13 protein-coding genes are annotated in these 18,704 nt (G+C 51.0%); 8 read left to right on the top strand and 5 right to left on the bottom strand.

The window, feature by feature from the left end:
- The first annotated feature begins 7 nt into the window (after positions 1–7).
- Entirely contained in the window at positions 8–3,271 is a 3,264-nt protein-coding gene (locus tag MUG06_RS17685) for an AIDA repeat-containing protein (protein ID WP_243079472.1), read from the top strand.
- A gap of 209 nt (positions 3,272–3,480) precedes the next feature.
- On the opposite strand, the gene MUG06_RS17680 is transcribed toward MUG06_RS17685, so the two are convergent.
- From MUG06_RS17680 to MUG06_RS17660, 5 genes are all read right to left on the bottom strand, one after another.
- Positions 3,481–5,673 carry a glycoside hydrolase gene (locus MUG06_RS17680; RefSeq protein WP_243079471.1) on the bottom strand — a complete coding sequence of 731 codons (2,193 nt, stop codon included), beginning with the start codon at positions 5,671–5,673 and terminating at the stop codon, positions 3,481–3,483.
- Between the two features lie 362 nt (positions 5,674–6,035).
- Positions 6,036–7,343, bottom strand: a complete 1,308-nt coding sequence (gene hisD / locus MUG06_RS17675; RefSeq protein WP_243079470.1) for a histidinol dehydrogenase — start codon at positions 7,341–7,343, stop codon at positions 6,036–6,038.
- Positions 7,344–7,346: 3 nt separating this feature from the next.
- A complete protein-coding gene (locus tag MUG06_RS17670; protein ID WP_243079469.1) occupies positions 7,347–8,486 on the bottom strand; it encodes an ester cyclase in 1,140 nt (379 codons plus the stop codon).
- Positions 8,487–8,684: 198 nt separating this feature from the next.
- Positions 8,685–9,656, bottom strand: coding sequence for a nuclear transport factor 2 family protein (locus MUG06_RS17665; RefSeq protein WP_243079468.1), 972 nt, complete (start codon positions 9,654–9,656; stop codon positions 8,685–8,687).
- A complete protein-coding gene (locus MUG06_RS17660) occupies positions 9,653–10,723 on the bottom strand; it encodes a LacI family DNA-binding transcriptional regulator (protein ID WP_243079467.1) in 1,071 nt (356 codons plus the stop codon). The genes MUG06_RS17665 and MUG06_RS17660 overlap by 4 nt, the downstream gene beginning before the upstream one ends.
- Before the next feature lie 366 nt (positions 10,724–11,089).
- On the opposite strand from MUG06_RS17660, the gene MUG06_RS17655 reads away from it, so the two are divergent.
- From MUG06_RS17655 to MUG06_RS17625, 7 genes are all read left to right on the top strand, one after another.
- Positions 11,090–12,334, top strand: coding sequence for an MFS transporter (locus tag MUG06_RS17655; protein WP_215844824.1), 1,245 nt, complete (start codon positions 11,090–11,092; stop codon positions 12,332–12,334).
- Between the two features lie 100 nt (positions 12,335–12,434).
- Entirely contained in the window at positions 12,435–13,766 is a 1,332-nt protein-coding gene (gene hisD, locus MUG06_RS17650; RefSeq protein ID WP_243079466.1) for a histidinol dehydrogenase, read from the top strand.
- 2 nt (positions 13,767–13,768) lie between these two features.
- Positions 13,769–14,533 carry an SDR family oxidoreductase gene (locus MUG06_RS17645; RefSeq protein WP_243079465.1) on the top strand — a complete coding sequence of 255 codons (765 nt, stop codon included), beginning with the start codon at positions 13,769–13,771 and terminating at the stop codon, positions 14,531–14,533.
- Complete coding sequence (locus MUG06_RS17640) at positions 14,530–15,261, top strand: alpha/beta hydrolase (RefSeq protein ID WP_243079464.1); 732 nt, start codon at positions 14,530–14,532, stop codon at positions 15,259–15,261. The genes MUG06_RS17645 and MUG06_RS17640 overlap by 4 nt, the downstream gene beginning before the upstream one ends.
- Entirely contained in the window at positions 15,258–16,049 is a 792-nt protein-coding gene (locus MUG06_RS17635) for an aldolase/citrate lyase family protein (RefSeq protein ID WP_243079463.1), read from the top strand. The genes MUG06_RS17640 and MUG06_RS17635 overlap by 4 nt, the downstream gene beginning before the upstream one ends.
- Before the next feature lie 12 nt (positions 16,050–16,061).
- Positions 16,062–17,228: a cupin gene (locus MUG06_RS17630; protein WP_243079462.1), complete on the top strand. Its 1,167-nt coding sequence runs from the start codon at positions 16,062–16,064 to the stop codon at positions 17,226–17,228.
- Positions 17,229–17,630: 402 nt separating this feature from the next.
- Positions 17,631–18,590 carry a family 43 glycosylhydrolase gene (locus tag MUG06_RS17625; protein WP_243079461.1) on the top strand — a complete coding sequence of 320 codons (960 nt, stop codon included), beginning with the start codon at positions 17,631–17,633 and terminating at the stop codon, positions 18,588–18,590.
- The last annotated feature ends 114 nt before the right edge of the window (positions 18,591–18,704 follow it).

Genomic DNA, 18,704 nt, shown 5'->3' with positions numbered 1-18,704 from the left:
CATGGGCATGAATAAGGCATACAGGATTGTTTGGAGCGCGGCGCGGCAGGCGTGGGTAGTGGCATCGGAGCGTGCCGGATGTGGCGGTTGTCCACAAATGGCTGTGAAACGGATAACCGCTACGCTCTTACTGCTGGGCGTAGCGGGTGCCGCTGCAGCGACGACATACAGTGGCACGACAGTGACAACCGGCAGTCCACTTACGCTTAACAGCGGGGACATCGCCGACGAAGTTTCGGTCACCAACGGTGGCAACCTGAACGTCAATAATGGTGGGCTGGCCAGTAGCAGCAGTGTTGGTGGTGGGAACCTCTCCAACATCATCGTCAACAGTGGTGGTCGTACGGTTTCCACTGTCGTGAACGCCTCTGGCAGGGAATATGTCAACAGTGGCGGCAGCGCCACTTCCACCACCCTCAATGGCGGAGCACAGATTGTTTACGTGGGAAGTCTTGTTTCAGGAACCACAGTGAATACAGGACAACAGGAAGTCTACGGCGACGTCACGTCCACTCTGGTTAATTCAGGCGGAAGTCTCCTGGTTCTTGGCGGTTCAACACAGTCCACGCAGGTCACTTCAGGCGGCAGGGAATACGTCTTAAGCGGATCATCAACATCAGCCTTGATCGGAGCCTGGGGCTATCAGACAGTGACTAGCGGGGCCAGTGCTGTTTCAGCGGTGGTGGAAGGCGGCACACAGCAGATTTATGGTACTGCAACCGATACTACAGTGAAGTCTGGCGGTGTCCAGTACGTCTATAACGGTGGCTCGGCTACCGGCACTCAGATCGAATCGAATGCTGCACAGGGTATTTACGGCACAGTCACTTCCACCCAGGTACATTCCGGGGGAGCGCAATATGTTTACGAAGGAGGTACTGCCGATCGCAGCACCGTAAACGATGCAGGCTATATGTCCGTCTATAGTGGTGGCTTTGCCTCTGAAGCAACCATTGAGTCTGGTGGCACCCTTTATGCGATGGATGGCGCTACCGCCACTGGATTAGTCATGAATTCTGGTGCGACTCTTATTACCAGTACCGGCGCAACGCTTAACGGATCTAATGCGCTTGACGATTTTTACATCAGCGCTGGCCAGGCTAAAAACCTGCTGCTTGAGAATAATGGTTCTCTCTATGTTGGCGCTGATGGCTCTGCAACTGGCACGATCGTTAATCAGGGCGGTGTAGAATATGTACAAGGTAACGCATCCGGTACTGTAGTTAATACTGATGGTCTGCAACAGGTCTACCAGAGTGGCACCGCTACCGGCACGCTCGTCAATGCCGGTGGTCAACAGAATGTTTACGGTACGGCTATTGCTACCACCGTTAACTCAGGCGGCGCGTTGTCTGTCTTCAACGGTGGCGTTGCCTCTCAGGCCACGATTAACAACGGCGGTTCGTTGTCGGTCAGCAGCGGCGGTACAGCTACAGATACTACCGTTCAGGCCGGTGGACTGCTTAATATTGCCGACGGCGGCATTCTGACCCTGGCCGGCAACAGTTTTGTTAACAACGGGGTCACGACTTACGATACCAGCAGTGGCGTGACATTGAACACCAACCTGTCTGGAAGCGGAGAACTTACCAAGAATGGCAGCGGTACGCTTACGCTTGGCGGAACTTTCAGTCAGTCACAGCTTAATCTGAATGCAGGCTCCCTGGTCATGGACGGCCTTCAGGCCGACACGAATATTGTGGCGCTGTCCGGCACATCGCTTTCGCTGGTCAATAGCGCCAGCCTGACCGGTATCATCGATCCGACAGATGTGAACATCGACAGCAGCAGTACCTGGAATATTACTGGCGACTCTTTGGTCGATAATCTGACCAACGCGGGCAGCATTGTTTTTGTTCCTTCACAGGGCGCTTTCACGCCACATACGCTGACCGTAACTAACCTTATTGGTAGCGGCGGAACCATTACGCTTAACACCGTAGTCGATGACAGCAGTTCGCCAACAGACAAACTGGTCATAGACGGTGGCCAGGCGACGGGCAATACCGGCCTTACGGTGCTGAACCGAGGCGGACTGGGTGCGCGGACGACCGGCAATGGTATAACCTTGGTTAGCGCTATTAATGGCGCCACGACAGATGCAAATGCATTCAGCCTGAATAGGCCGATGGTGGCAGGCGCCTATGAATATAGTCTGTATCGCAACGCTGATCAGAGCTGGTATCTCACCTCTGAGCAGACCCAGCAAGTCACTGAACCCACGCCACAACCCACAGAGGAAACGCCACAACCTGCTGAACCGACACCGCAACCCGCTGAGCAGAACGACGGCGCTTCGGCACCGGTCAGCGGCACGGTGAATTATCGTGACGGCATGTGGAGCTACGCCGCATTGCCTTCTCTTTCATTGGACTACGATCGCCTGGTCGCGGGCACAGCAGACACGCGCTTCCACTACGCACCGGACAGCCGGATATGGGGACGCTTGGTTGCCGGTCATCTGAGTCACTCTGATCATGGCAGCCTGACAAGTGGTGGCGTACCGGAAAGCAGCGGTGCATACAGCTTCCTGCAAATAGGGGGCGATCTTTGGCAGTTTGCGGGCGCGAATGCTGACTGGCAAGCCGGGGTTTACGGCGCAACCGGCCTGATGCGCAATGATGTCTGGCGTGACGGCGGACGCAGTGAAGCAGGCACGGATCGCGATACAGTGTACACAGGCGGTGCTTATCTCTCTGGCCTTAGCCATGCTGGTCTGCGCGTAGATGGCCTGCTACAGGTCAGTCATCATAGTCTGTCGACAGCGTCGAACGACGATACGCGGTTGTCTACCTCCGGTACGGGCTGGCTGGCTTCGGCGCAAGTCGGACAGGCTCTGAACGTAAGCCCTGCCTTGTCTCTTGAGCCACAGTTGCAATATACCGTGCAGGGAGTCAGCCTGGATGCTGCACAAGACGAGGCAGCATCGCTGGACTGGTCTGATAGTCGCCGTCAGTCAGTGCAGGCAGGGCTGAAGATAGGTACACCAATGAATGATAAGACAAAAATGCTCTGGTGGGTCACGCCATCAGTCACGCACTCGTTCGGCGCGCACAGCGGCATGTCAGCTTCAGTTCAGGGCGTGGCAGACTCGACAGCATCATTCCGTTCAGACCTGTCCGGTACCAGCGTTGGGCTGAATGGCGGAGTTAATGCGCAGATAAGGGAAAACGTCAAACTTGGCATACAGGGCGGTTGGTCGGAAGCGCTTCACGGTGGCGAGTCTGGCGGTTACTACGGCCTGGTCAATCTTGGTTATTCATTCCGATAACTTGCAGCACAATGCCGGGCGTAACTGCCCGGCAATCCGGTACTGGATCCTACAGTGCTTCCGTGCTGCTGGGTGCGACACCAAAATTGCTGGCACTGCTTAACGCCTTAAATATCAAGATACTCAGTACGGCTTATCTATTAAGCCGATTTGAAACCTCAAAACGTCATCAAATCCAGCCAGCCTCACTGCCTGCGGCTCCAACCTCATTACTCTTGTCTAAAATCCAGATTACGACCATCGGCCAGATTGGCCCTCAGCGTTTGCGCAGCGATACCGTTGAATGCACGATCGCCAAAATTTGCGGTAAGCATTGAGCCATCACTGAAGGTCGTTTGTTGCACCCAGCCGTCCCTGTCCAACCAGCGAAACCCCGTCAGTGCCTTATCCCACAAAACCTGATGCAAAACCCGAAAGCTGTTATCTGCTTTAATAATGTCAGGCAACCTTGCTTTTAGGGTGCTTCTGCTGAGATTGAAAAGTGGTGGAGTATTGTACAGCTGGCTAAGGAGTGCTCGGGTCGTTTTTACATCACTGAATTTGAGATTATCAAAAGTCCAGTGGTGGGTGGTTATTACTGAATCATGAAAAACGGCCTGATACAGCGGCAGACGATAGCGCGGATCGAACACGACAGAACGATAGCGTGGTTTAACTATCGCCGGGGTAAAAAAAGTAGCAGGTTGCGCGCTGGGCCACCAAGCGCCCAGATAATAGGGCGACTTTTTGTTATGCCGCATATCCTTGTCACTCCAGCCAAATCCCCAGGTTTCCATTCCGTGTGCAAACATGATGTGATGCGCGGTTACGGCGTTCCCGTCTTCAGATCCCAACGGTAATTTGAGGGTATTGCTGAACCATGCCATACGCGCGTTACGGTCTGCGGCCATTTGTGCTGCACTGGTTGGATGTGCCGGCTGATAATCATCAGAAACCATGCCCGTTCCGTCGACGTCAAGAAAAAGGCTGTTTAGCCCGGCCAACCGCGTCAACTCACGCATCCTGATTTGAGAAAAAGGCAGAACACAGCCGGGGTTAAGATAGTAACCCTGCCCCCCGAACCCCGGTTTTTTAGTGCCGTCAGCCCGTACAATCGCACATTTTTCCGTTATCTCGCTGGGTAACTGAGCCGTGAGCCAGCTGTCATTAAGGCCCTGAGGAATGCCAGTATCATAGGAGTCGTAACTGGCAACCAGATACCCTGCCCTTTTTGCCAGCTTTATTGCTTGCGGGTGCATGAAAGCAGCGGTCCAGTTATCTGTTCCCAGCCACAAGCGTGATAACCCAGCCTGATGTAATGAATTAATGACCGTTTCAGACAAGCCTGGCCCCCACTGTTCCGGTGGCACAAGAAAATTCCCCAGCAATTGCTGAGCCAGCTGATGTACCTTGACTGCCTGCTGCTGCTGTGCCACCAAAAATGACGGTTTGTCGGGGGTAGAACCCACTGGCACAAGCGCCACCAGTGCGCGGTTGATCGCTTCTGTCAGGGAATGCTTCTGCCAGCCTTCAGGTTCACGCCCCTGCAAATGCTGCACAGTGTTCCGCTCTTCCGAGTCCATACTTTGCCAGAGACTCGCACCTGCCGCTGACTGCAAAAAACCGATAAGACCTGGCCAGTTTTTTACATCTTCCTGAGCCAATAGCGTATTACCCCACAAATAGATATGTGTCGCGCCAATCAGTTTTTTGCCTTCCGGAGCCGTTGCAATTTTATCGTTAAGCGAACTGAACTGACCGCTCTGTTGTAGATATTCACGGTAACGAATGGCACCCGACAGGGGCGTGATTCCTGCATGCAATAAAACATCGAAGGAGTGGTGCTGATTAAATTGATTGAACTCATGCGAGCTTTTCATCATTAATTGATTACTCGCCTTCGTAAACGAAACCTGGTTACTGAAGGGGGACAGAAGCAGCCAACTGTAGGTCTTTCCATATTTCTCCAGCCCCCAAAATGGCAGTTTCAAATCGAAGTTGGTATCCAAACCGGAAAGTTCGCTGGTTAGATAGGTCATCCACTCTGCATTATCAAGGGGTATCCGGCTACCTTCCCCAATAGGCAATTGCAGCATGCTAAAATGGGAGGGCATACTGAACCAGTTAAGAGTTTGAGGGCGTGCACTGCTGATGGTAAGCCGGAGATCGTTACCATTAGCTGTTGCCGTTATCTGAATGCGGCGATCCGGCCATCGCCAGTTCGCCTGTGTGGGAGAATTTCGGAGTTCACTGACCTTTTGTGCCTGCTGAGGATCATTCACCACGACCTCGTCAATGCTGATTTTTAATGTGGCCGGGTCAACATTGAATAGCACCTCCCCCTGTTGCAACAGGACGGCGCTGGCAGATGAGAGCGGAAACAGAGTTGCAATAAAAATCAGGGTGGCAAGGAATATTTTCATTAGAGTTTTCTGCAGGAGAAACGGAAGAAAGAATAGGCAATAAAGTAGAGCGTAAAAATCAAACAAAAAATTAAATCCCGACTCAATGACACGCCGCGTTCAGTGCGTGAGCTCACACAATTGAAATATTACGTCCAGGGAAGATAAATTCTGTTCAATAAAAACATGATGCTTGTTGCCGACTGTCGGGAACCTTATTAATTTCTCAAACCATGATTATTGGAGCGCTTTTTGACGCATCCGAAAAGCTGATATTTTCTTATATGCACCCTGCTACCTACCGAAGCTAATATATCGGCTAAGGTAATTCACTTGGATAACCACGCCCACAGAGCGTGGTGTTAAGCAGATGATAAAATCGATTAATCGCGTTCTCCGTTCGTTATGGCATCAACGTTATGAGGGAATAACCGGATCTCTGCCGCTCGGCGATGCGCTTGCATCCCTTCAGTACGACTTTGGCGAACGGCCGGTTCGGCAACGGCGGCTATTCCATGATCATCAATCCACTGGTGAGTGCAAATCTTGACATAAGCACCGACCCATAATCCTCCGGTATATCGGGCTGCTGCCATTGTTGGAAGCGTATGGTTTGTTCCGCAGCATTTGTCAGAAAACACCACGCTGGCATTTTGCCCAATAAATAACGAACCATAATTGCGGATTTTACTGGCGGTTGCGTGTGGATCACGCGTATGCACCTGGAGATGTTCGGTAGCAATATAATCGGCCCAGGCAATGAGCTGCGCTTCATCACGGCAGATAACAATTTCCCCCTGCCGTTTCCAGGCTTCGCCTGCAGTAGCCGCTGTTGGCAAATTCCTGAGCTGACGCTCAATTTCTGCCAGCGTTTCGTGGGCAATGTGCGGGCTGGTGGTTGCCATGCCTACACGGGTGTGTACATCATGTTCAGCCTGCGCCAAAAGATCAGCGGCTAAGATGCGCGGATCGGCACTTTCGTCGGCGACCACGTATATTTCGCTTGGGCCAGCCAAAGCATCAATGCCTACTTTGCCGAATACCTGACGCTTAGCTTCGTTAACGAAGGCGTTTCCGGGTCCAACAACTTTATTTACTTCCGGGACAGATTCTGTGCCCCAGGCCATCGCTGCAATTGCCTGCGCGCCACCGACCTTAAAAATGCGATGCGCACCCGCAAGATGGCAAATAGCAATCATAGCCGGATGCGCACCCGGTGGCAGGCAGGCAATTATCTCATCGCATCCCGCCACTACTGCCGGGACAATCGACATCACGGGTGCAGATAAAATGGGATAGCGTCCGCCGGGTATATAGCAGCCCACAGTTTGGATAGGGATAATACGATGTCCCAAATGCACACCCGGCAGCGTTTCAATCTCAAGCGGTTGCAGGGTTGCCAATTGCGCTTGGGCAAAACGCTTGACCTGGGCAATAGCAAACTCGCTGTCCTTGCGGGTTTGCGGATCAAGATCTGCGAGCGCGCTCGCAATCTCGTTTGGTGATACTTCGAAATTATCTGGGGTTATTTTATCGAATTTCGCCGAGTAGTCGCGCAATGCGGCGTCGCCACGTTCACGTACTTGCTCAATAATCGTTTGTACTGTCTTGCTGAGCGTTTGGTCTGCCTGCACGTCTTGCCCCTGCGGGCGTTTGATATATTCAATATCTGCTTCAGAAATCATGCCCATTTATTACTCCTCCATTTGTCCCAGTTTGATTTGCGCCAGCATGGCCAGATGGTCATATACCACCCATTCATCAACGATTTTGCCGTTGATAATGTGATAGTGAGACATGCCCATCACGAACAGACGTTCACCGGTGGGTTTGCCTAACTCGCCGTAACCCAAGTGATGGCCTTCCATAATCCAGCGAATTGCCACTTTCGTACCGCCTTCATCGCAGGGATTGGAGCAAATGTGTTGCGGCATCCACGCACCATCAGGGATCATGCCAATCAGTGCCAGCGTCTGGTGGATCACCGCTGCCTGACCGTATAGCTCTTTCATTAATGGGCCATGCCACTGCACAGTCGGTGCGTAAACCTCTTTAATTTTACCGAGCATGCGGCGGTTATAGATTTCGTGCAGCCAGCGTAAGCACTGTTCCTCTGTGTCAGTGTGGGCAATGGAAATATCGCATTCCATTTCCGGTGGATACTGCCCCAACATACGACGATTCTCGCCAATATCTGTGACACGAAAGCCCTTATCAAATTGCTCTTTGGCCATGCCATAAGCTACCGCGTCAGTATCCAGACCGAGTTGTCGCATCATCGACATGTTGTCGCTCACTACCCACTCGCGATAGATCTTGTTCTCGTAAATCATGCAGTCCGCCACCGTGCGGGTTACATATGTACGATTAGTCGGTTTACCAAGATGGCTATACTGCGTATGGCGACCACTGCCGGTCACCAGATGCGAAGTATAAAATCCTTCAACGTCGTTGCCGTTCCAGATAACCTGCGTCGCCATCCCGCGACGTTCTGGAAAAGCAATGAGGCGTTGCAACGTATCCTGAACCACTTGCTCGCGGGTATACATGGTGCCGAGCGCGTTATATAAAACGCAGTTGTGCGTATAATGTGTATAAATTAATCCGACATCACGTTCATCCCATATTTTATGCGTGCAGCGCACAATGTAATCGACAATATCGGTATAGCAATCATCGAAACCTCTTAATGACTGAACACGGGGGCGCTTTTCTGGGACGAGATCAATAAAGTCACGTCGCTCTACTTGTAATACAGGTTCATCTCGGTTCGATTTTACAGTGCTTTTATCTGAAATTACCGGGGCTTTATTCGTGGTTTCAGTTGAAGACATATGAACTCCTGCTTTATATAAGTGCATGGTGGTTATTTACAGTGACCATTGTTTAGCGGTAAAGAAAGCCCTCACCTACCAATGGCGATAATGTTTAATTTAAATATTCAGACAGCAGGAATACCTGATAAATTAATTACCAAAATCAGATATTCTATTTTTTCGGGGAATGATATCCCCGACATTAAGTTTGCAAGATTAATTCAGGATTTGTGACCAAATAGCTAATTCATCAATACCAAGGTATTCACGAATAATTAAACCATCGCGTAACTCAAGTTGGGTGATTCCGGTAATAGAAATTGGTCGCCGTGTGGGTACGCCAAATTTACCATACCCGTCGTGCCAGGTAAGCATTGACCAACGCAGCGACAGACGTACCGGCTCATTGGCATCACGACGGACCACAAGATGATGCAGTTGCGTTTCGTTATCGGCGAATGAAGCGCGATAACCGGAAAGAAAACCGCCAATATCCTGCTCGCCGGTACGCAAAACATGGCCGGGTCCAAAAAGGGTCGCTGCGGGATGATAAAGACCCGGCACGACACCGCTATTGCCACCCGCCCACATCGATAAATAACGTTCTATCAGACCAGCCAGCGGACCTTCAACATCATCGCCTTCTGGTCCACCTGCCCAGCGGGCATCCATCTCTTCTGCAGTGATATTTTCCAGTCCAGCTTCACGGCGGCCGTTGGCGAGATGTTGGGCAAATTCACGAACATCCAGACCAATTTGCGAGACGATGGCGGCTCTGTCTTGTAGCAGCCATTCCTGTCGCACTGCGCCTTGAGCGCAAACGCGATCGGCCCAGGTACGCAACCAAACCGATTTTCCGCTTGGTTTACCAAAGAATCCCTCGCCCTGATGCTGAATACAGGCCAGCGTACGTTGGGCGGCGTAATATTCATATTGTGGTGTGTGCGTACACAAAATATCTTCGGTTAATACCGTGCGTTGCGGAAAGCTGTGCATGGCTTCCAGTGTCAGACGCATAAACTGTGAGAGGTCGTTTAGCTGCTTTTCTGGCGTATGAAAAACCACTGGCGTTGCATAAAAATCCGCCAATTGGCCAATATCTTTTTGCTCCCAAACCTGATGGGTCAGCGTCAGAATAAACTGCTGTATAGAATCAAACTGAGGGCTAAAGCCCGGCAACCTGGTCATTCAACCTCCTGCGGTTTGAAGAGAGACAGCCCGTCTTTTTCAATAATGCCAAACTGTGGACGCCTTGCAGAATGGCGCACCACCAGTACACCAGGAACAACAACCTGTTCCGGCTCAATATTTTCACTCTCAATTTGTTTCATCAACAGCGCTATGGTGGCATTGACCATGGCATTGACGGGCTGTGAGGCAGACGTCAATGCATAAGAAGGCCAACCCGAAGGACCGGTATCGTCATAGCCGATCACGGACAGATCTTCAGGAATACGCAGGCTAAATTTGAAACGGGCGACATCCATTACCGTCAACGCCATATGATCGTTTGCAGCGAAAATGGCATCCGGCGGCTGCGGCGAAGAGAATAATGCACAAGCCGCTTGTGCGGTCTTCTGCGCATCATAATCACCTTGCACGACGCGAATATCCTGAATTCCGTGGCTGTGTAAGGTATTAACAAATGCATTCTGCCGGGCCAGGTTGACCGAAGAATCCGCCAGCCCAGCAACGTAAGCGAAACGTTGATGCTGACCTGCGATCAAAAACTCGGCAATCTGCTGGGCGGCCGCCTCGTTGTCCGTATTCACGCTTGATGCAGTGGTATTTTCTTCACTGCGATTAAACATCACGACAGGAATACCGGCGGCGAGGCACTCATCAGAAAGCTCGATCGACAACGAAACTGAGGCCAGCACAATGCCGTCTACTCGATATTGCATAATTTGGTCAAAAATTCGGTCAGCATTTCCATCGCGATCACCAACAAACAGCAGCAAGTGGTAGTTCAGTTCATCTAGTTTTTGTGCCAGTGCTTCCAGTACCTGCGGATAAAACTGATTATCGAAATAGGACATCACCACACCGACAATGCGCGAACGTGCGGTATTCAGTGAACGGGCAATTGCATTTGGTCGATAACCCAGTTCGCGTGCAGCCTGCAGTACTTTTTCACGCGTGGCTGGTGAAATGCTGGCGCCTGGCGTAAATGTTCGAGATACCGCCGATTGTGATACGCCCGCGATCTGCGCCACCTGCTGTGATGTCACCGGCCCAAAAGTCTTACGTTTCATTGCTACTCTTCCTTATCTACATTCCGCAACGATAATCATCCTGTTTAAACAAAGATTTAAATGAGTGCAATGAGGTTCAGGACAATCCCCTACCCAGCATATTGCTCTTCCGTTGACGTGCCTGTTTTTTATACTTACACCATTCTTGCATGCGTATGCAAGCGGCCAAATTATTTTTTTCACATTTACATTATCAGGGTTTACAAAACTGAAACCTTTCCGTAACGTCGAGTTTTGAATACGTATGCATATGATAAAAAAACGCCGTCAGTTTTACCGGTTACGCGAAATCGCAATCAACGATTTCACCGGTTAATGCCGTACTTGATTGGTTATAACCCATTAATCTTCAAGAGGTTCACCGCCATGTTTCGTGCACTATTTAGACGACCTGAAGTCAGTTTGTTTTTTACTATTAGCGTACTTTTCTTTATCTGCATCCACAGTATTGATGCGTTCCTTGCACCGATGTTGATTACCGAAGGAATGCAACCTGAAGTGGTGGGAATGATTATGGGTGCCAGCGGATTAGCGACGCTGCTTGTTCGTTTCCCCATTGGAATATTGTCGGATGTCGTAAGAAGCCGGAAAATTTTTATTCAGTTCAGCCTACTGCTGCCACTGGTGACCTGGCCGATTGCTTACTTCGAACCCAGCGCCGTGACGCTGTATCTGGCAAAGGCCGCAGATGGTTTTACTGCGGCAACCTGGGTTCTCTATAACATTCTGTTCATTCGTTATTTTGATAAAAAAGAGGCGCCTGCGGCCGTCGCCTTGCTGGCGCTGGCTGGCCCCTTGGGTGTGTTCATCGGTAACTGTATTGGCGGGGTGTTGATTCACTATTTCGACAAAAACATCAGCTACTTCATCTCCAGTGTCTCGGCACTTCTGGCGCTGATTCTGACATTTCGTATTAAGGAGTTTCACGATGCAGCCCGTGCGCCTACGTTAAAAGCATGTTTAAGCAGTGCAAAGCGCCAGCTATCAGATTCTTCAGTATGGTTTATCGGCCTGCTGGCCACCATTGTGATATTGGTGCCCTTTGCTACCCGAGATACCTTAACCCCGATTTATGCCCAGCAACTTGGCGCGCAGGCCGTTGTCCTCACCCTGCTCAGTAATCTGCATCTTATTTTCTACGCACTGGCTATTGGATTGTGCAGTTCCGTTTTCTACAAACGCCTGGGTTTAGTGAATACCGCAGTGATTGGTATTTCCCTGCAGGTTATTTCCACTATTGGCATCCCCTTCACTACGAATATGTACATCATCTATTTGTGGCAGGCGATGGCGGGTTTCTCGTTCGGCATGGCTTTCGCCGTATTCATGTCATTGAGCGTGGTCAATACCGTTGAGTCGGAACAATCCACACGAATGGGGTTATTTCAGACGATTTACTCCTGCGGCATGTTTCTCGGACCCGTTGCGATGGGTTTTATGTTGCAGCACATTAATTTAGCCTCCGGCTATCTCATGATTGGCGCGCTTTGCGTGGTGGCTGCCCTATTGACGCCGCTAGCCGTACGAAGTGTTAATCAGCGGCAGGTAAATGTTCAAGGCGATAAAGCACCCATAATCTCAGGCGCACAGGATTATGCGAATAAGATTTAACTGCACTGTTCATATTTAACTTTCTCTTTAATTAACGCTTTTCCCTTCACCCATTTCACTGGGCGGGACAGTCACGTACTCATTAGGAGAGGACAACGTCATGGCGCACTATTTAAAAACCAGTAAATCATTATCTGAACGCCAACAGGCTAATAAACAGATCAGTATTGTTGTTGAAAATACGCTTGCAGATATAGAGCAACGCGGTAATGAAGCGATACGCGAATTATCCATTAAGTTTGATAATTATGATCGTCGCGATTACCGTTTGTCGCAGCAGGAAATTAATGCCTGTATCAAGCAATTAAGCCGTCAGGATATTAAAGATATTGAGTTTGCTCAGCAGCAGGTTTTTAATTTTGCCAGTGCGCAAAGAAATTGCCTGACCGATCTCGAAATTGAAACGCGTCCCGGCGTTATTCTCGGTCATAAAAATATCCCCATTAATGCGGTGGGCTGTTACGTGCCCGGTGGAAAATATCCACTGCTGGCTTCTGCGCATATGTCGATTATCACTGCTAACGTTGCTGGCTGTTCGCGCATTATTAGTTGCGCACCTCCGTTTAAAGGTCAACCCGCTCCGGCAATTGTGGCTGCACAGGCGATGGCGGGTGCAACTGAGATCTACGCGTTAGGTGGCATTCAAGCAATTGGTGCGATGGCGCTGGGCACTGACACCATTGCGCCTGTGGATATGCTGGTCGGCCCAGGCAATGCGTTTGTAGCCGAAGCTAAACGCCAGTTATTTGGCCGCGTCGGGATCGATCTGTTTGCTGGGCCAACGGAAACATTAATCATCGCCGATGAAAGCGTGGATGCTGAAATCTGTGCCACCGACCTGCTAGGACAAGCCGAACACGGCGTTACTACGCCTGCCATTTTACTGACGAATTCACTACAACTGGCGCAGGAAACCTTGCGTGAAGTTGAACGTTTACTGGAAAAATTGCCTACGGCTGAAATAGCCCGTCAGGCCTGGCGCGATTATGGCGAAGTGATTGTTTGCAGTAGCTATGAAGAGATGCTGCAGGAAGCTGACCGTATTGCATCGGAACATGTACAGGTAATGACCTCCCGCGACGACTGGTTTCTTACCAACATGACCAACTATGGCGCATTGTTTCTTGGCCCTCGCACCAATGTAGCGTATGGCGACAAAGTCATCGGCACTAATCATACCCTTCCAACCCAAAAAGCGGCGCGTTACACCGGCGGACTATGGGTTGGAAAATTTATGAAAACCTGCACCTGGCAAAAAGTCCTGAGTGATGAAGCAACGACAGAAATTGGCAGTTACTGTTCGCGCTTGTGCCAGTTAGAAGGTTTTTCAGGTCATGCTGAACAGGCCAATATTCGCGTACGCCGCTACGGCAAAAAAGAAGTGCCTTATGCAGGCTCGGTTCCGGCGGCAGAGAGCGAGAAAGCCTTATGAGGATGGCATTTCCTCGCACTCCGACGTTCCGTCTCGACCACTGTCGGGCGTTAGTTACCGGCGGCTCTCGAGGTATTGGCTTTGCTGCGGCGATAGCGCTGGCGAGTGCGGGTGCAGAAGTATGGATCATGGCGCGCCAGGCAGATCAACTTCACGACGCCGTAAAAAGTGTCGCAGCAGAAGGTTTGCGACTCAACAGCGTGACGCTGGATATTACCGATACAGCGCGCGTCAGCGAGGTGCTGGAAACACTCCCCGATTTCGACATTCTGGTCAACAGCGCGGGGCTTGCGCGTCATCAGCCGTTTCTTGAGGTCAGCGAAGCGAATTTTGACGCAGTGATGGCGTTGAACTTACGGGCAACTTTTTTTATCAGCCAGCAGGTTGCTCAGCGCATGAAAATGCGCCAAATCGCGGGTTCAATCATCCATATCTCCTCACAAATGGGGCATGTCGGTGGCCCAGAACGCAGCGTTTATTGTGCATCCAAATTCGCGCTAGAAGGGTTAACGAAAACCATGGCGCTGGAGCTTGGCGAGTTGGGTATTCGCGTTAACACGTTATGCCCGACATTTATTGTTACCGAGATGTCTCGCGCCAATCTGGCTGATGCCGCGTTTAATCGTTATGTGCTGGACAACATCAAGCTGAACAGAGTGGGCACGCTGGAAGATATTATGGGACCTGTGGTTTTTTTGGCGTCGCCTGCTTCAGCGCTCATTACCGGAACGTCGCTGATGGTTGACGGCGGATGGACGGCAACATGAAGACGGAACCCTTACTGGAAAATCATAACGCGCCGCTGGTGCTGCTTAGCGGAACCCTGTGCAATGATCGGTTGTGGCAGCCGGTGACAGAACAGCTCAATGTCAGTCACGTTCGCTGTTATAGCCTCAATAATGCCGACTCCGCTTATGCGCTTGCAAGTGAGCTGCTTGGCGTTCTGCCTTTGCGCTTCTGCTTAGCGGGATTCTCTCTGGGTGGCATTGTGGCATTGCACATGCTGGCTCTGGCACCAGAGCGCATTGCGAAGCTGGCGCTTTTATCCGTTAATCCGTTTCGCGACGCGCCCGATAATGCAGAGGGGCGCCGTGCTGCCGTACGCGAAGCGGCTAATCAAGGTATGACGCGCTGGCTCACTGACACATTGTGGCCGCGCTATGTTGCTCCTCATCGTCTAAATGACACATTGCTTTATCGTACCGTTGTCCAGATGGCCGAGGAGAGCGGGCTCGAAACTTTAGCGCGCCAAACAGAAGTGGCTATTTCTCGTGAAGATCACCGCCAATTACTCGCCTCATTTGCTGCACCCACCTTAATTCTTAACGGCGCGCATGACGTTATATGCACGCCACAACATCACCTGGCTATCGCCAAGGCCGTACCGCATGCACGTTGGATAACCTTACCTGAATGCGGCCATTTCTTACCCCTCGAAGCGCCTCAACAGGTGGCTAACTTCATGCGCAACTGGATACAGGAGTCACAATCTTGAGAAAAAATCCGCTGAAAGCAGCCTTTTGTCAGCAACAACCCATTATCAACGGTTGGCTGGCTATTCCTTCAGGTTACAGCGCCGAAATCGCCGGACATCAGGGCTACGATTCTGTCACCGTCGATATGCAGCATGGCATGATCGATTTTGCCAGCGCACTGTCAATGCTACAGGCAATTTCCGCCACGTCTGCAACGCCGCTGGCGCGTGTCAGTAACAATGATCCGGCACACATCATGCGCATGCTTGACGCCGGTGCCTGGGGAATTATCTGCCCGATGATATCCACCGCTCAGCAGGCGGCACAATTTGTCTCGGCATGTCGCTATCCGCCGCTGGGCAATCGATCTTTTGGCCCGGCACGCGCACTGCTCTATGGCGGCAAAGATTATCCGCAGCATGCCAATGAAGAGATCCTGACGCTGGCAATGATTGAGACGCGCGAAGCACTGGATAATTTAGATAGCATTCTCGATACCAATGGGCTGGACGGGATTTTTATCGGCCCCAATGACCTTTCTCTAACGCTGACCGGCAGTGCGAGTGCCGAGTCTCAGCATCCCGCGATGCTGGCTGCCATAGAGCACGTATTGAACCGCTGCCGTGCGCATAAAAAACTTGCTGGAATCTTTTGCACATCGGGTCAGGCTGCGGCTCATCGCCTGACGCAAGGCTTTCACTTTGTCACTCCCGCTAATGATGTGATGCAGCTCGGCGCTGCTGCCCGCACCGCCATCGCATTAACGCGAGGGGAAACACCGCCTGTCAGCGGATCATCTGGATATTAATGGGAGAGAAAAATGCAAAACGTAACTCTGACTCAACAAGAAGCACATCGCCGTTTAGTCCGCCCTGAAGATCGCGTGTCTTGCAGCGTAGCGTTTATTGACTGCAAACTGCCGGGCTCACATCTTAAGCAGAACTACTCTTTTATTGGGCCTGGCGTCACGCAGTCAGCGTCTCAGGTCGTCAACATCCCAGAACCGCATGGTTTTAACATTGGTGCCGCTGCGATGCCGAAAGGTGTGACTAACAACCTGCATCTGCATTTTACTGCTGAGGTATTCCTGATCCATGAGGGCAGTTGGCGCTTTCGCTGGGGTGCGAATGGCGAGCATGAAGCGGAATTTAGTGCGCCAGCCATTTTGTCGATCCCTACATGGATTTTCCGTGGTTTTACTAACGTGAGTCCGCAAGATACCAGCGGCATGGTATTTACCGTGCTGGGCGGTAATAACACCGGCGGCATTATTTGGCATCCGTCGATTTTAGAGGCCGCGCGCGAATATGGCTTGTACCTCAGTCGCGACAATATGCTTATTGATCTTGAGGCGGGCGATGTCCTCCCCGATAAAGCCGATCTGCTGCAACCTTTGGGCGCAGAACATATCGCTGCGCTGCGTGACTATTCTATAGAAGAGATGAGCCAACGGGCAGTCACTGGCGAGCAGCGTAAATGGTCCGAAAATGCCTTGCTGGATTCCATCTTACCGGGGCACGGTGGCGAATTGGCACCGGTTATCGGTTATGGGATGTCGCAAGACCGCAACAGTGCACCCCCCATCCACAATCCACATGGATTCACCGTTGAGTGGTTGCGCATTCAGGATCAGCATCGTGTTGGTTTGCATTGCTGCCAGGATATTCAGGTGCTGATGGTGTTCAAAGGTACGCTGGAAGTGACCTTTAATCGCCGAGGTGAGGAAGTTACGATCATGGCAGAAGAAGGATCAGTGATTTCTGTGCCTGCCGGCAGTTGGCGCCAATATCGCGCCCTTGATGGCGTAATGGAAGCGACGCTAACGACTCAAGGCGATCAGCGCAAAAGAGTCATCTGGGATCAAGAGATCATCAAGCAAGCGCTGGAGATGGATTGCTGTCTGGATCCAGATGGATACGTGGCCAAGGCCAGTTTATTGCCTGCTACAGCCCGCCGCGCCGGTGAGAAAATAGCTTATGCTGACTAGCCGAGCTGTATTCATTCTGAATTTCAGCTGAAAATGTTCGCGTAACTGCTCTGAGATAAGCAGTTACGCGGTTAATAAGAGCAAAAGCGTTAGCGGCGGCTGAAGCGCTGGGTGACAAAGTCAGGACCGATTACTACTCTACCCAAAAAAACCGGGAACGATTTCACATCAATCATCGCTGTTTCCTCACGGGTTAAGCCCGTTCTGTATGGCCTGCCCCTCACGCTTTATCCAAACCATTTGACACTAAAGCGTTGGGCAGATTGTGAGAATGCATTTTCTGCCTGATACTTTACTTCTATCCCTTTAACTGCATTTTCAATTGACTGAATACATTGATAAAAAACAAACCTTTTTTCTATACCCTTTGAGTGCTTCGGGACCTGTTCCGAGGGGACAATAATGAAAACATGGCCCAATCCTTTTATTACGCAACGCGCCGATCCTTTTATTCTGCACTGCGGGCAAGACTATTATTTCACTGCATCCGTCCCAGAATATGACGGACTTGAGATCCGCCACGCGAACACACTGGAAGGACTGCGGGAAGCCAAACCGGTTACAGTTTGGCATAAACCCGATAGCGGTCCTTTAAGTCAGCTTATCTGGGCGCCAGAAATGCATCGGGTTGATGATCGTTGGGTATTCTATTTTGCCGCTGCCCCGTCACGTGACTATGTTGATGGTCTGTTCCAGCATCGTATGTATGCCCTGCTTTGCGAAGATGCCGATCCGCTAAAGGGGCGCTGGCATTCCTGTCACCAGATTATTACCCCGCTTGATACTTTTTCGCTTGATGCTACTTACTGTCAGCATCAAGGAAGAAACTGGCTCCTATGGGCGCAAAAGAATCCCGCAGTTCCCGGTAACTCCTGTCTTTATCTGGCGGAATTGAGTAATCCCTGGACGATAAAAGGTCAGCCGCTACTGCTGTCCTGCCCTGAATATGCGTGGGAAAAGGCGGGCGCGAGTGTGAATGAAGCGCCATCAACGCTGATTCATAATAATCGTCTTTTTGTCGCCTACTCCGCAGGCGCAACCGATGAGCGTTACTGCATGGGCCTACTGTGGATTGATATTGATGCAGACCCGTTGCAGCGTAATAACTGGATAAAACTGGCTAATCCGGTATTCAGCTCGAGCTGGGAAAACAAGCAGTTTGGCCCAGGACATTGCTGCTTTACAGTGGATGAGCGAGGTCGGGATGTTTTGATTTATCACACCCGTAACCATACGGGGATGAAGGGAGATGCACTGATTGATCCGAGCCGACATACCCGTCTGAAATATTTTAACTGGCGCGCAGACGGGATGCCGGATTTTGGCTTGCCGCCAGCAGAAAACCATACCCACAAGCCGTAAGCCAGATGCCAAAATTACGTGCTGTCGTCAGTGCAACGTGTCTCTGTGCAGACCTCTTCGATAGGGGCTACGCTATCTATGTAGCTCGTCTATTTATGAGCATTTATCAGTTTG

It is taken from the genome of Pantoea sp. MQR6 (assembly GCF_022761075.1).
Lineage (GTDB): Bacteria > Pseudomonadota > Gammaproteobacteria > Enterobacterales > Enterobacteriaceae > Pantoea > Pantoea phytostimulans.
Note: the sequence above shows the minus strand (reverse complement) of the source record. Positions and strands in the feature narration are given on the sequence as shown.